General features: G+C 43.2%; 10 protein-coding genes. 9 read left to right on the forward strand and 1 reads right to left on the reverse strand.

Features of this window, described 5'->3' with window-relative positions; genetic code table 11:
* Window positions 1-32: 32 nt before the first annotated feature.
* The 9 genes from OGY08_RS11785 to trhN all read left to right on the forward strand — a co-directional run bounded on the left by OGY08_RS11785 (window position 33) and on the right by trhN (window position 14,155).
* Complete coding sequence (locus tag OGY08_RS11785) at window positions 33-1,001, forward strand: IS5-like element IS903B family transposase (RefSeq protein WP_031942297.1); 969 nt, start codon at window positions 33-35, stop codon at window positions 999-1,001.
* 604 nt (window positions 1,002-1,605) lie between these two features.
* Window positions 1,606-2,058: a H transfer determinant A gene (gene hdtA / locus OGY08_RS11790; protein WP_000952689.1), complete on the forward strand. Its 453-nt coding sequence runs from the start codon at window positions 1,606-1,608 to the stop codon at window positions 2,056-2,058.
* Window positions 2,048-2,473 carry a hypothetical protein gene (locus OGY08_RS11795; RefSeq protein WP_000836981.1) on the forward strand — a complete coding sequence of 142 codons (426 nt, stop codon included), beginning with the start codon at window positions 2,048-2,050 and terminating at the stop codon, window positions 2,471-2,473. The genes hdtA and OGY08_RS11795 overlap by 11 nt, the downstream gene beginning before the upstream one ends.
* 8 nt (window positions 2,474-2,481) lie before the next feature.
* Window positions 2,482-3,036: a plasmid transfer protein gene (locus OGY08_RS11800; RefSeq protein ID WP_000235773.1), complete on the forward strand. Its 555-nt coding sequence runs from the start codon at window positions 2,482-2,484 to the stop codon at window positions 3,034-3,036.
* A gap of 119 nt (window positions 3,037-3,155) precedes the next feature.
* Complete coding sequence (gene rsp / locus OGY08_RS11805; RefSeq protein ID WP_001232109.1) at window positions 3,156-7,460, forward strand: IncHI-type conjugal transfer protein RSP; 4,305 nt, start codon at window positions 3,156-3,158, stop codon at window positions 7,458-7,460.
* Window positions 7,461-7,737: 277 nt separating this feature from the next.
* Window positions 7,738-8,250 (forward strand): IncHI-type conjugal transfer protein TrhF, encoded by a 513-nt coding sequence (trhF, locus tag OGY08_RS11810; protein ID WP_001286760.1) that lies wholly within the window; start codon window positions 7,738-7,740, stop codon window positions 8,248-8,250.
* Window positions 8,237-9,748, forward strand: coding sequence for a TrbC family F-type conjugative pilus assembly protein (locus OGY08_RS11815; protein ID WP_001256132.1), 1,512 nt, complete (start codon window positions 8,237-8,239; stop codon window positions 9,746-9,748). The genes trhF and OGY08_RS11815 overlap by 14 nt, the downstream gene beginning before the upstream one ends.
* Before the next feature lie 144 nt (window positions 9,749-9,892).
* On the forward strand, window positions 9,893-10,948 hold the full coding sequence (trhU, locus tag OGY08_RS11820) for an IncHI-type conjugal transfer protein TrhU (protein ID WP_181231580.1): 1,056 nt from the start codon (window positions 9,893-9,895) through the stop codon (window positions 10,946-10,948).
* Window positions 10,949-10,966: 18 nt separating this feature from the next.
* Window positions 10,967-14,155, forward strand: a complete 3,189-nt coding sequence (gene trhN / locus OGY08_RS11825) for an IncHI-type conjugal transfer protein TrhN (RefSeq protein ID WP_000776701.1) — start codon at window positions 10,967-10,969, stop codon at window positions 14,153-14,155.
* A 28-nt stretch (window positions 14,156-14,183) separates the two neighbouring features.
* Here the strand turns inward: trhN and OGY08_RS11830 are convergent, their stop codons facing one another.
* Complete coding sequence (locus OGY08_RS11830) at window positions 14,184-15,056, reverse strand: hypothetical protein (protein WP_265217406.1); 873 nt, start codon at window positions 15,054-15,056, stop codon at window positions 14,184-14,186.
* Window positions 15,057-15,144 lie beyond the last annotated feature (88 nt).

Below are 15,144 nucleotides of genomic sequence, written 5' to 3' on the forward strand. Positions count from 1 at the left end.
GGCTTTGTTGAATAAATCGAACTTTTGCTGAGTTGAAGGATCAGATCACGCATCTTCCCGACAACGCAGACCGTTCCGTGGCAAAGCAAAAGTTCAAAATCACCAACTGGCCCACCTACAATAAAGCCCTCATCAACCGTGGCTCCATAACTTTCTGGCTGGATGATGAAGCTATTCAGGCCTGGTATGAGTCAGCAACACCTTCTTCACGAGGCAGACCTCAGCGCTATTCTGACCTTGCCATCACGACTGTGCTGGTCATTAAACGCGTATTCAGGCTGACCCTGCGCGCTGCGCAGGGCTTTATTGATTCCATTTTTTCTCTGATGAACGTTCCGCTACGCTGCCCGGATTACAGCTGTGTCAGCAGGCGGGCAAAGTCGGTTAATGTCAGTTTCAAAACGTCCACCCGGGGTGAAATCGCACACCTGGTAATTGATTCCACCGGGCTGAAGGTCTTCGGTGAAGGCGAGTGGAAAGTCAAAAAGCATGGCCAGGAACGCCGCCGTATCTGGCGTAAGCTGCATCTCGCCGTTGACAGTAAAACACATGAAATCATCTGCGCTGACCTGTCGCTGAACAATGTTACGGACTCAGAGGCCTTCCCCGGGTTAATCCGGCAAACCCACCGGAAAATCAGGTCAGCCGCCGCCGATGGCGCTTACGATACCCGGCTATGTCACGATGAACTGCGGCGTAAGAAAATCAGCGCGCTTATCCCTCCCCGAAAAGGTGCGGGTTACTGGCCCGGTGAATATGCAGACCGTAACCGTGCAGTGGCTAATCAGCGAATGACCGGGAGTAATGCGCGGTGGAAATGGACAACAGATTACAACCGTCGCTCGATAGCGGAAACGGCGATGTACCGGGTAAAACAGCTGTTCGGGGGTTCACTGACGCTGCGTGACTACGATGGTCAGGTTGCGGAGGCTATGGCCCTGGTACGAGCGCTGAACAAAATGACGAAAGCAGGTATGCCTGAAAGCGTGCGTATTGCCTGAAAACACAACCCGCTACGGGGGAGACTTACCCGAAATCTGATTTATTCAACAAAGCCCAGGTGCATCCAAAATTTCAAAAGAAAAGTCCATTTCCTCTGTGGTGCCAGTGCTAGAAAAAGTATCGGATGAAAATCAAACCGCCTCCATAAGCATAAAATCTAAAGCTAAGGCAAACAAGCGACTAGCGACTTTGGCAAGATAGGTGAGAGACAGTACAATCGACTTCTGAGTTCAACTTGTCTTACCAGGAAAGCCAGCATACTTGCTGGCCTTTTTTTTGTTATAATAAACTCAGGCTTCAGCTGAATCTGTAAAATTACTGTTAATGAAACGGTATTTTAGGTTAATTTGGATGCTGTTACAGGAAGTGCGGATTTTTCCTAAATTTGTAAAAAACCTAAGAATTATCTTAATAAATCTGGTACTTAATTATTATTTTACGTAAAAAGTCTTTGTGGTTTAATGGTTATGTAAGGATTTTTTGATACCCTTATACCCGATGGACCTAAGGTCACTGACAACGATGTTCATGTAGAATCTTCGTTTCTGTAATCCCTTTTGTCCTTGTCCCAAATGATTGATTATTATAATAAAGGCTGATCGAATGCTATCTCGCAACTCACTAATACATGGTTTACGCCGAGACCAGTTAATCGGAGTTCTGACTATTTCAGAGTTTCCGGTAGTTATGGTAGAAAGCCACTTCATTCAGTCTGAGGTTATGGGAATAAAACCCGTAATTTTTAATATTGATGAGCTTCTTGTTTCTATATCCCCAATTTCCTCTCTTAAGTTCGATTGGGAGTGGGCCCCAGTTGATACAATACTCATTGAAGTTATCATTCCACCTGTAGAGTCAGACCTTGTAAGTGCAGAAAATGACTTCCTCCGTGATTCTGGTATTGGCCATATCCAGTGCGAGCCTGGCGGAGCATCAATACGACGTACAGTTACCTTCGTTGGTGGAATAACCGCTGATAACTTACTGTATCAGTTGAGGCTTATGTGCGTAAGCGCGTTAAAACTTTTAGGAGAGGAACTGGGGGATGAAGTCTAAGATTAGATATGTTTTATCTGGTTTTGTTGTGTTATGTGCATTTGCTGGAGTTTATAAAATCCTAAACAATGTTCCGGTTAAACCTGACCTTTTGGACTTCACTGGAAACACATTTAAAAAGACATCACTCTTCCTGCCATGTGATAAAAGCTCGCCTTCTTTAAACATTAAAATTGCTGATAACGAGAAAATCGTGATCAACGGCATCGCTTCAAAAGTAACTTTTGTTGAAAAGGCTGACCCCGTCAAAAGCCCTGGTTTTTGTGATGATCTTGATCTAAACAATTCTCGCCTTGTACATACGGCATCTTACAGCCTGGTGATTTCTGAAACCAAAACAGGATTTACACTATCAAATTTCAAGCATCTTGCCGATGATGAATCATTAGGCGGTATGTGGTTTTATCAAAAGTGACTTTTTATATGGCAACTTCAGACTTCGCTCTTAAAAACCATAATGTTAAAGCATTTGGTCAGGATGCAGCCCTTGTCATTGAGATGAACAATGAAGATGTTAGCTCATCAAAACCTTCACCTTTTTCAAATGAGATTGATAATTATTATCTTACATTGCACGTCGCTCCAAGGAACGCAAAAAAAGATTATGACTGGGGCTCAAACCGTTCTGTACTTCTAAAATTGTCGACGAATGAAGTTATGCAGATGGCATCTGTATTTCTTAGAATCATGCATACTTTAAAGATTGATAAGAGGAAAACCTCACATCATGGCCACGTCGTATACAAAAATATAAGCGTTACCCCAAACGAGAGGGGCGGTTTGTTGTTATCCGCAGGGATAGTTCCAGTCGATAAAGATGGCTTAAAACCCTTCATGCACATGGTCCCCGTCTCACAAATGGATTGCGTTAAAATTGGCCTCTACATACTTGGATATCTTGCTCAAAAAACGCCCTGGGTAAGCTCCGAGTCTATAATTACCGCGCTTCGCTTATCTGAAGCCAAGAATTCAAAATAGCGCATTAACATACGGAATATACGGAAAAATACAGGTTTTTTTAAATGTTATACGAACGGATATTTCTGTTTTTCATCGTAAAGTGAGTTTAATTTTGCTCAGAAAAACAGGTATTCGTCATGAGAAAATCAGGTTTAGGTTTAGCCCTGTTGTTTTCTTTAATTGCTCCGATTAAAGCGGTCTATGCTGAAGCGATTATGATTTCAGGAAAGCTACAGGCTGATTTGCCAGCCGTATCCTTTGACCCGGGGCCGGGCGACTTTGTTGCATACGTTAATTCTAACACTATCACTGCCTCAGGTGCAGGCACAGCCTGTAATGTAACGGTTGATGATCGAGCGACTTCCTCTGTTGATAACCTCGTTTGTTTTTTTGAGTGGTTACCCAATACCTTGGGATTAACTTCTAACGGCTTCACTCTTTCAGGCGTTCCCAACACCACCGGTGATTTAAAACTACCTTACAAGATTTCTTACTTCTCTGGTTCTGAACGGAAAAAAGTTGAAATAGTAAAAGGTGAATATTCAATCAAAAGTGTGGCACCGGTAAAACCAACTATCACCGGTCTTAAATCATCCCTGAACGGATTAGTCTATGACGGCTTTTCTTTCAAATCGTATTTAAAGGATGAAGCGATCAAAGATATCGCTGTTTCTGTTGAACCCCGCAATTATATTCAATACATCTCAATAGGTTCAGGCTCCGCCTGTGAAGTACCTATTGGCGGAACTTCCTGTACCATTGAAGTTGGAAGCATTAAGGCCAGTGATACAGATGAACTTTTGGGTTCACGTGATATCACAATTACAGCAAACTCTAAGAATAATTATTTCGCACCTCCTGAATCCAAAAAGCTTGTTGTTAACTGGGATTATCGGCCTCCTGTAGTAGACCATACACTTTGGAATTTTACCGATGAGGCTAAAACAATCAAAGTAGGTGGCCAGGACATCTATACCGGAGCCAAAACCGTTGCTGTGGCCGTTAAGGTACCCCAGCAAGAAACAGAAGGTGAATGGTGGCTCCCAACAGCTATGTCGCTCACTATGACTCCGGATGGCGTGTTTAAGCCGACGACTAAAGTGACTTTAGATGATGGCACTGAGATTGATTTCAAACAGTCCTGGGCAACCCCTTTACGTAGAACTTTACAGCCGGTAAGTGGACCTCAAAAAGTCGGTGATGAGTACCTCTATATCTTTGACTTAACGGATCTTATAAACGGGTCCTACGCAGCGACTTTTACAGTAGAAAATACGAGCAAAAACTCTTCTACGTACACTGAGCCTGAAAGCAAACTGATGCTGTCTGATAACCCAACGCTTATGGTTCTCAAAGATGGGCAGGTATTAACTAAACGAGCACCCGTATACTTCCTGAACGAGATTATCGTTGCAGCTTTCCAGGGGCAGGCTGGGGTTGCTGACATAAAATCAGTAACAATAGACAACAAAGTAGTTTCGTTAACACCTACAAATTATAAAGGTATTTACTACCTGCCGGTTGGAGACGATTTAGCAGTTAATTCGGATCACGAGATTACTGTGGTGGCTGAAAACCTTTATGGAAAAAACGTAAATTTCAGTACCGTGTTCACTTATCAACCTACTGGATTCACTCTTAAGAATCTGGAAAAAAACGTAACTCTTTACTCGCGCGTACGTCAGTATACGGACCTGCTTAGTCAAACAGCTGGTGATAAATGCACTCTGTTTACCACAGAGGAAAATGCGAATGCTTACCTCGCCTGGTATGGGGAAAAATCAGATGTTACAGCATGCTACCCTCAGTGGAACAATGTCCCTGATGGGTTGGAGTTCTATTTTAAAGGACGTACCCCGGGTCTAACTGGATTCTTTAATAAAACAGGTGAGAATCTGCTCGACTATCAAGTCTATATGATTAACGGGAAGGGCTCTAAAGCGGTTTCCGCAAGGAATCGCCGTACTCTGACCACACAATTACCATACAACCCGATCATCTCTTACAAAAAGAATAAAGTCATAGCAGGCATCAATCCGAACACTGCTCTGGCTTATACGACCGGGGGGGAGGCCGCTCGAATATTAGCGAAGGTGGTACCAGCTGACGTTACGATGATCGTCTCTCAAAACGGCTCTGAGGCTGTCAAAACGTCATTTAAAAATCGTTCCTCAAACAACGATGCAACGACCTTTGTACAAAGGGTCAAGGTTGCTGCTGCACCATTGTGGACAAAGAACGTCTTTGACATAGCTGTAGAATACTCAAAGGATCCAGAATTAAGAACTACAGACACCCTCAACGTATATACGGTGCCTGATTTCAATATTCGAGCATCGATGGAAGTGGATGACAAAAAAACAGCCACATCTCTTGAAGTGCCCTTAAAGGTAACAGTGGGGCGTTATAACAACTCCACACGTAAAAGTGCATTTGACCGTAAAACAATGGGAGAATGGGACGTCACGATATACTCTCAAAAAAGTGTATACGGCAAAGATCCAGAAACAGGCCGTTATAAAACTACATACGAAAGAACTGCGCTGACTGAAGCATTGCCGGTCAATGATGCGGGCATTGTCGAAACCAAGATTAAAATTGAAAATATGGATCTGGGTAATATGCGTCTGGTTGGTGTGGCTAAGGTCAGATCGCCATTCTCTGATTTTGAAATGAAACGTGAGACCAGTGCTGTAGGCATTCGAATCTATAAAGGTGAGGAACTGGAGGGTAACCTGTCGAAAAGCCTTATTATCGGAAGGATCCCACTTAGTACTCTGGTAAGCTTCAAATCTGCCAGTACGGCTAACTCTGATGCACTCGCCCCCACCGAATGGCAGCAGTCCTCTGATAATGGTCAAACCTGGACCATGCTTTCCGACATGACCGGAAAGAGAAGTGTAAGTATCAAAAAGACAGAAGTAGGAAAGTGGCTTTATAGGGCAAAAATGACTAATAAATTCACATCCAAGATTTCCTACACAGATGCCTTAACGGTAGTTACCTACAAGCAGCCTAAGCTCAGTATAGATGTTACAGACATTCTTCAGGGCTCAGATATACCTGTAACCCTGCTTGATAACGATGAACCTATACCAGCAGGCACCGCTGAGGTTCTCTGGTCAGAGGATAAAGTCAACTGGGTGCAGGGAGATACAACTTACACTGTGGCTTCAGCTGATACCCTACCGTCTACGATTTATGCCCGGATGCGTTACCTTGATTCCGATGAACTGGCAGAGGAGTCTTCATGGAAGGAAACGTCTGCTCGGTTGGCAGCCGCAAAACCCAAGCGCCTTTCTGTCTCGGTAACGGGGGTTTCAAAGGTAGAGGTTGGTCAAAAAGTTACTTTGGAAGGTAAGTTCACGAACCCTAACAGTAAGTACCAGAATGGTAATAACGTAGTTGAAGAATGGAAAACACCGGATGGCCAGACATTTAAGGGCTCTTCACTGTCTGTTACCCTTACTGAGCAAATGTTGGATAAACAGGGATATGCTGCTTTTGAATACAGTGCATGGTTAGCGGACAATAAGGAGAATACGGTTTCTACCCGTAGAGTTTCTGTCAAATCGTGGGTTTATAAATTTCCCGAGATGAAAATAAGCTCCAAACTTAAATACGACATGGCACCGACCACCCTACGCGTTGCGTTGAGCGGTATTAAGGATGGAGACTATCCTGGTGTTACTTATTCCCGTGAATGGATCTACGACAAAGAGAATCTGGTAATCACTAAAGATGAAGGTGACACCAAAGAATTTACAATTGAAAATCCTGGCAAATATACATTGATGGTTGTTTTCAAAGATAACCGAAACAATGAACAGCGTATCGAAAATACCTTTGTTGTCGATGAACAAACGCCAATGAACGTTGAGATGACACCCAAGTTCTCTAACAAATATATGAGAGCTCCACTCGATGTAACCTTAAGGTCAAACATCAAGCTATCTCATTCGGCGGACTCGATAGATACGGTCACATACAAGGTGAACGGTGAAGTAATACCCAGCGGCAAAAATTATTGGGCTCAACTGATCTCGGGTTTAAAAGAAAAGAAATACGAGATTACAATTGATGTTGTTAGTAAACTTGGACAGAGAGGTTCAGCATCTGTTGAGTTTGATGTCGTTAAAAACGCAGTGCCTAATTGTACATTGAGCTACACGGAAACCAACCTAAGCTGGAGCTTTACCAATAAATGTGATGATACTGATGGAAAAATGGTTAGATATGAATGGTTCATCAACGGCGAATTAAGGAACGTTTTCGGTAGTACGGCTACACTTTCTAAAAACCTTAACCGTGGTAAGCAGGACATAAAAGTAATTGCTTATGATGATAGTGGAGACTTTGCAACACAGCACGTGACAGTTTTCGGACCGGCTGAAGAGGCAAGTAAGTCTGAAAACACTGTATCAATACCAAGCAGTGAGTAGTTAATTTTTAAATATAAAGCCGGGACATTATGTCCCGGCTTTTTTATACCCAATAATTGGACCTTTGAAAAATTAATGTCGGAAAGTAACTTTGCTCCAAAGGCATCTTTCATGGCCGCTAACAAAGCTGCGTATACATGCTGAGGAATTAACATTCTTATAGGTGAATATTAGGTTAGTTTGCAGACTTCCGAGCGTTGAAAAACATGGATAATAGTTACTTGGATAGAGGTGCATCTGCCTAGTAAAAATATTCTTCAGTGCCAGTGAGAAAAATATGAGCGACTACATACCTAAAAAGAGAGGGCTGCTTATACTGGATTGGTATGTCCCCCTTAATATTTTATTGCTGATTCTCGTTATGTGTGTCTTTTTCACCCGTTATACATTTGGATACGGTTTATTGAATGGGTGCCTGCCTGCTGATTTTTATATGATTGATCATTCGGATAAAAGTATTAAAACTGGTGAACTCATAGCATTTAACATGCCGAAATCGGTACGTTTTATCCCAGAAAATGAACGAGTCATAAAAATTGTTGCCGGTGTGGGCGGTGACAAACTTAAAGTAACAATGGATGGGGTTTATAACGGGGACAAATTTTTTGAAGCTAATGCACGTCGTATTTCGAAGAAATACAATATTCCGTCCATTTTGATTGAAAAAGAATTGATAATTCCTGAAGGCGAAGTTTTCCTAATTGGGCAAACCGATCACTCATGGGATTCCCGTTTTTGGGGAACAGTAAAGCTGAATTCAGTAATTGGGAAAACATATGCGATCTTTTAATGTAAATAAAAAATATTTACCAATACTTCCTGGACTTGCGTTATGTGCAGTTTTAAGTAATACAAATGCAAGCACTGAGTATCAACATGATGCTGACCTAATCGCTCAGCAAGCAAAAGGGCTTGGGGCACAGGCTAAAGGTGCACAGCAGCCAGATGGGGCTCTTAGCCTTGATGCTACGCTAAAATCACCAGATGTGCAGAAGTACATAGCGCAAGCTGAAGCACTCCAAAAAAACCAGGACCTGAGCAAGCAAATAAACCGTGGTTACGTCCCCGGTATGAATGCGGATAGTGTTCAAGCAGTTATAGACCATACCCAGGCTATCAGGGCCCAAAGTAATAACTCTGAAGCTGTCAACGATATAATTAGAAGACGTGATGAAATTCAAGAAAACGCCAGCCTTAATGAAGCGGCTCTGAAAGCTGTGGAAAATAAGCCGGAAGTCATGCGAGGACAATCTAAAAATATCGAAAAATTGTTTGGTTCCTCGGGCATCACAGCTGCTGACTTCGAAAGAAAAATGGATAGCACACGTGAAGAAGCACTATCAACTGAAAATGGAATAACGATCTTTGCTTCATTTAGCTTGCCGGATTATGTACTGGAAGACCTTCTACGTACGGCCTCAGAGCATAAAGCTCGTGTAGTTTTCAATGGTCTAAAGAAAGGAACTACTCGGCTACCAGAGACACAGGCAGCAATAAACCAAATGATTGTCAAAGGAAAATTTGAATCTCCTTTGATTACAATTGATCCTGATAGCTTCAGTCAGTATCAAGTAACTCAAGTACCGACAATTATTTCTAGGGAGCAAGCTCGTTTTGCAAAAATGGTAGGCTCCTTCAACGTTGAGTTTTTTCAGCGAGAACTTGCTAAAAAACCCGATCAGGATATTTTCCCGGTTGCTGGTACCACTTATCCCGTTGAAGAAAAGAGCATCATTAAAGAACTGGAAGAACGTGCACAAAAATATGACTGGGAAGGTGCAAAAAAAAGGGCCGTTTCTGACACATGGAAAAATCAATGGATGGTCGACCTCCCTCCTGCCCAGGAACACAAAGAATTTTTAATTGACCCTACAGTGAGGGTCACTCAGGACGTAAAAGATAAGCAGGGCCGTGTAATAGCTTCCGCCGGTGAGTTGATTAATCCACTTTCGAGATTTCCTCAAAACCTGACGATGATAATTTTCGATCCACTCAATCCGGGCCAGCTGGTATGGGCTGAGCAGCAGTATCGACAACGTCTGGGTAGTGGAAAAGTAATGCCAATGTTTACCCGTATCCAAAAAGATAATGGATGGGATCACCTAAATGATTTACGTGAAAAATTTAACGGTAAGGTGTTTAAAGTTAACGAACAGATCATCTCACGCTTTCAGATTAAAAACACACCTGCGCTTATAACTACTGACCAAGATAAATTCCGGATCACCCTGTTTAGCGAGGCAGAAGTCCGTGGTATCGGAGCCCCAAATCTTTCAGAGGAAAAATAAGATGAAACTCGGATTTATTATAGGCGCTCTCTTTGCAACATGGCTGACGCTAAATTATCCGGACCAGATGAGAAGTTATTTTACCAAAGCCGTCGACTATATCGAAAGTGTTGCAACATTTATTACATCCAAGTGAGCATGATGGTGAAAAAATTCAAAAAGTTACTTTTAGAGTTCATTGTAGCAGTTATGCTTTCGCTTTCTATACCGGGTATGGCTATGGCAGCAGATGCTGGAGTCCCTGGGGCTATGTGTCAGTCAGCTGGAGTGTGGCAGGGCTTGATTAAGAATATCTGTTGGAGCTGCATTTTTCCCATGAGGATAATGGGCATAGGGGCAGCTCCAGAAGGCGCTGCTCCTTCACGTCCGGGTTGCTACTGCACAGATCAGAACGGCGTACCGGAAATAGGTTGGCAATTGAGCTTCTTTCAGCCGGTGAAGATTGTTGAAGTTGTAAAGAGCCCCTGGTGCAGCCCCTTTCTTGAAGGCACGATGCTTCAAAAATCGCAGTTTGATATTGGTAAAAGCAACACAAATCAGCCAATGACAGCAACTGAAGCCGGATTTTACGATGTTCATCTTTGGGAGTTCCCAATCATGACAATGCTCAAATTACTGATTATTGGCGAGTGCACTGCTGAACCCTATATAGATGCCAGCCTGACCTATATAAGCGAAGTGGACCCTATGTGGGAAAGTGATCTGCTTACACTCGTCCTGAATCCAGAGGCAGTAGTTTTTGCAAACCCAATTGCCTCAATGGTGTGCGCTGCTGACTGTGTAGCAGTAACAGCAGGAAAGGATAATCTCGCTGCATACTTTTGTGCCGGATGCGATGGCAACCTTTATCCATTAACCGGCCACATTTACGCAAATGATGACGCTGTAAGGACGAGTTCACTGATAACCCAGCGTCTTCTGACTAAACTACATCGCCAGGGAATGCTGATGCGAACGATGGGAGCAGACGCAATGTGTGAGAAAACGTGGGAATACTTTACACCTCGTTCCCAGTATCGGCTTTCAATGCTTTTCCCAACTCCTGAGGCGAAAGGGCCGGATTGCTGTCATCGTCTTGGTGATTCGGTACATGACTGGTCAACCCTTAAAGGTGGGCGCAAAAAAATAGGCAATGATAATTATGTCTATATGTTGTGGCGTTACAATGACTGTTGCGTCAGATATATACCAGGCGCTTGATTTCTAAGGGTAAAAATAATGAAACTTAGAAAAACGATAGCTTCAACTATTATTGCATCAATGATTGCCAATACTATGAGTTGGGCTTTTTATATCTCTCTCATAAATATGGTAATGACTCCTCGTATTTATGCGGCAGACGCTATATTTGACCAGCTCGAAAGTAACTTTAATCTTGCTAATCCTAACGCAAATCGCAATGCGACAACCAGTGCTCAGGACATTGTTGAGAAGTACAAGAATGCGGATTCAGGCGAGAATGTCAGTGGGAAGATCACCGAGAAATACGTGGGTAAAGCCGAATCCGCTAATCTTAATCTCGGAAAGTATGGGGCAGGGAACTCAAATGAAAGTGTCATGAAAAATGCCGCATCCGATGGAAAGTCCATTGGTAGCGCCGTACAACTGCCGAGTATGTCTGGAGGGACAATCAATTCAAACTATACCAAGGAAGGGGCAAAGCTGCTCTCTCGGGATGCTAATGGCAACATTGGTATAAGCAGTAATCCCAATACTACTCCTGGAACCAAAACAAATACCGGAGAGATTTTCAGCTCAGAGCAAAAGCACAGCGATATTAAGTTCAATGCCGCAGATCGTTATGGGGATGAGGATGGCTTTGTAAACGATATAAAGAATCGGAAAAGCCAGTTATTTGATGCTCAAAGTTATGATGGCGTTGCCTACCGCACCCTCGTAAATGCTAACAAGGACAACCCGGCATCATCTATAAAGCCTAACGATCCCATGTTTACTGCGGGGAGAAATGAGATAACAAATGCTGTTGCTGGTACTGGAAACTGGCTTCAGAACTGTAATGTTGAGACCTCTAAAAAAACAGTAACCACACACTATCCTGATTACAAAGAGTTCTACTGTAACTCGCCTAAGCAAGATAACTTCAGCAGCTGCACGATAACCCGTGATTTTTCAGTCCCTGTTTACATTTCAGGCGGAAACGGAGACATGTCGATGTGCGGCGATAATTGTGTGCGTATATGGTTTGGTCGCCGTGATGACAACTACTGGAGTGACGGGGTATATGATAACGAACTGACATTAAAATTCCATCCGGATGCAAAATTGGCCTCAGCAAAGATTGTTAACGCGGAGTGGGATGACCACATGCGGGTAACACTTGATGGCACGCAGATTTTTGCTCACATAGATGGTGCATATCGAGAAAGTGACTATCCGGCTCCTAAGGGATCTTGGGAGTTAAAAAAATCGTGGAAACTCGACAAGGTTTACGATGTGACTGATAAGGTCAGAAAATCGGTGTATGAGGAGCCTGATCGAGAAGTGACAATGGCATCCAGAGTATGGGTTGGTGGGAAGGGTGAAGGGTATTTTGAGGTTGAGCTGACTTTTGAAAATATGAAGCTCGAAGATAAGCACGTCCAGGAACCAGCTGGTTGTTACGATGCTGTACAAGCTCCGAATACATTCTGCCGTTTCGATCGGTTTAAAGATATGGATGTTGGCACAAAACGGCTTCCGGAAAGCGTGCTTTCATTGGCAAAGCCTCTGTATGAAGGTGATAAAGGATTTCTTACCTGGAAGACAAACCTTGAAGGCTACTTTTGTGATCCATTGGCCAAAGACAAAATTTGCTCTTATGACGCTAGTGGAAAAATTATGAAAGACGCTAATGGAAAGGACCTCTGTTACAACTATGAAGAAATAAAGAGTATGCCTGATGCATGTAGTGCTTATAAAAATGATGCAGCATGTGTACTCGATAAACAAACATGTGCAGAGGGTTGGTTCGATGAGGGCACTAACAGTTGCTACATGTATGAACAGAAATACACCTGTGACAGAGGGAAGGATGTAGTTCGGGAGGTTGAATCTTCTACAAATGCCTGTGTTGGCATGATCCCATGTTCAGGTGGAACATGCGAAACTGGGCCAAAGGAAGAGAACAACGATTTTGGAAAAGTTGCGGCTTATTCAAACATGGTTCAGTACATGCAGGGCGAAGCCAAATGCGAAGACCCTAACGATGCCAATTCATGTTCCGTCTTTGAAGGAAAACCTGAATGGTGTGGTCGTTCAGTAGGCTTTGTAAATGGCCTGGCAAAGACGGACTGCTGCGAAGCACCACAGGGAACCGCAGGAGCACTTGAAGGTATCATGCTTGCCGGATCTATGATCAGAAACACAAACTGGACCAGAGTTAATGCTCAGCTAATAAAATGGACCGGCGGTGATACAGGTACATGGGCTTCTATGTCTAATGCGGTCGGAGAGTGGACTGCATCAGCTGGTAAAACAGTAGGGCAAATGTGGAACAACGTCACGAGCTCCTTAACGAGCGTATATGAAAACGTCGCTGGTAATCTAAGCAGGGCAGTTGGGTCTTCCGCAACTTCTGGAGGGGCAGGAGGTGCTGGCCAGTTGGCACAGGAAACAATGTCCAGCTTCGGTATAGGTCAGCTTAAGCAGATGGCAATGAAGAAAGCCTACGAATTGCTACCAGATACAGTTCGTGACTTTGTCTTTAAGAACGTTGCTACTACCGGAGGAGAGGTTGTCTTCTCGGCTGCGGTTCAAAACTTTATGCTTGCATTAAACGTGATCGGTTGGATTTATACAGCCTATCAGGTCACTAAAATGCTTTTAGAAATGTTGGTAGCATGCGACCAGAAAGAGATGGAAGCTTCTATTCATAAGAATCAAAAATCCTGTTTTACATTAGATACGGAACGATGCGTCAAATATCTGAATGTTGGTTTCACAAAGAAATGCGTTAAAAAAGCAACAGACATGTGCTGTTATAATTCCATGTTGTCACGCGTTATTATGCAACAAGCTTATCCGCAATTAGGAATAGACCCTGTCGCCTCTAATTGCGTGGGGCTATCAATAAAGCAAATACAGCAACTGGATTTCGATAAAATTGATCTGACGGAGTGGATTAATGATGCAGTTCAGGTAGGAGAAGTTCCTGATCAATATTCAAAATTCTCCGAAGAATCAATTGTGGAAAACTTACCATTCCAGAATGAGAACTATCAACTTCCATCAGAACGTACCAAGGAAGCAATGGGCGGTGAAGAAAATATGATAAAGGCCAGACAAGAAAATGCTCAGGCTATAAAAGAGGAAAATGTAGATTGTAGCTATTTACCTCGACCGGCCATATGTGAGGTAGGTTCAACTACGCTGGATCCGGTTACGGGCAAGCAGTTGCCGAAATATTGAAGAAGGGGCCGTTAGGCCCCTTTTTTAATTACTTGGCTTTCAATGTTTTTTCTGGGAAGCCTTTTTTACCGTATTCACCGGTAAAGAGGTAATAATCTTTTCCGTTGATGGAGGCTGCAACACCCCCTGGAGTTGTTGTATTTGGGCTATCAGAACGGAAAATGATACCCGAAAAATCAGAGCTTGTTTCGTTTCCTTTAAATGGGATGAACACATAACGAATTACAGCGTAATCACCAGCGGGAAGGTTTAGCTCAGGAATTTCGGTTCCTGTTGCGGGGCGAATCGCCTGAAAGCTGTACATTGAATCTGTAGGGAAAACATCAGCATCAGGCTTAGAGGGCAGATCACAGGTACTCCATTTATTGACGACTGCCATATCAATTTTACATGTGGCCAGAGCTGCTTTCTGTTTTTCAGGGTTGTATCCAAATGAGGCCTGAGTTGCTTTTGTATGCTCAAAAACATACTTAGCTCCCTCACGTACCAAACTTTCATCATTGTAAGGCAATTTTTTTGGATTGGGGACGAACACTAGGTATTGATTGACCTGGATGTATTCGGCGTCAGAAGAACTGTACAAAGAGCTGAGGCTCATGATCCCAAAACCTTTTAGACCGCCTGTTACGTAGCCCATCGAACTATTGATGAGATACTTAGAAAGAAAGTTGTCGGCATCCCCTCCAGGAGTAACCTCTTGCTCCTTAAAATTAACGTCGAAACCAGCAAACGAATAGGCATTCTTGGCGACAGAATCATTTGCATTAGCATGCCAGTACTGGCCGTGACTGTACGCATTCAGAGCGGTGCCTGGCGTAGTGCCGGTGTCACCGGCACAACCCGATAGGGAAAAACCAATGACGACAGAAGAGACCAGAGATACTAAACGTAAAAGTTTCATTTAAAGCCCTTTTTGTAATGTCTTTTGGAGATGGAACCATTATTCCATAGTCACGCGTTTCACAAACAACCTGATTGCATAAAAAAGG

Source organism: Citrobacter sp. Cpo069 (genome assembly GCF_030332785.1).
GTDB lineage: Bacteria > Pseudomonadota > Gammaproteobacteria > Enterobacterales > Enterobacteriaceae > Citrobacter > Citrobacter portucalensis.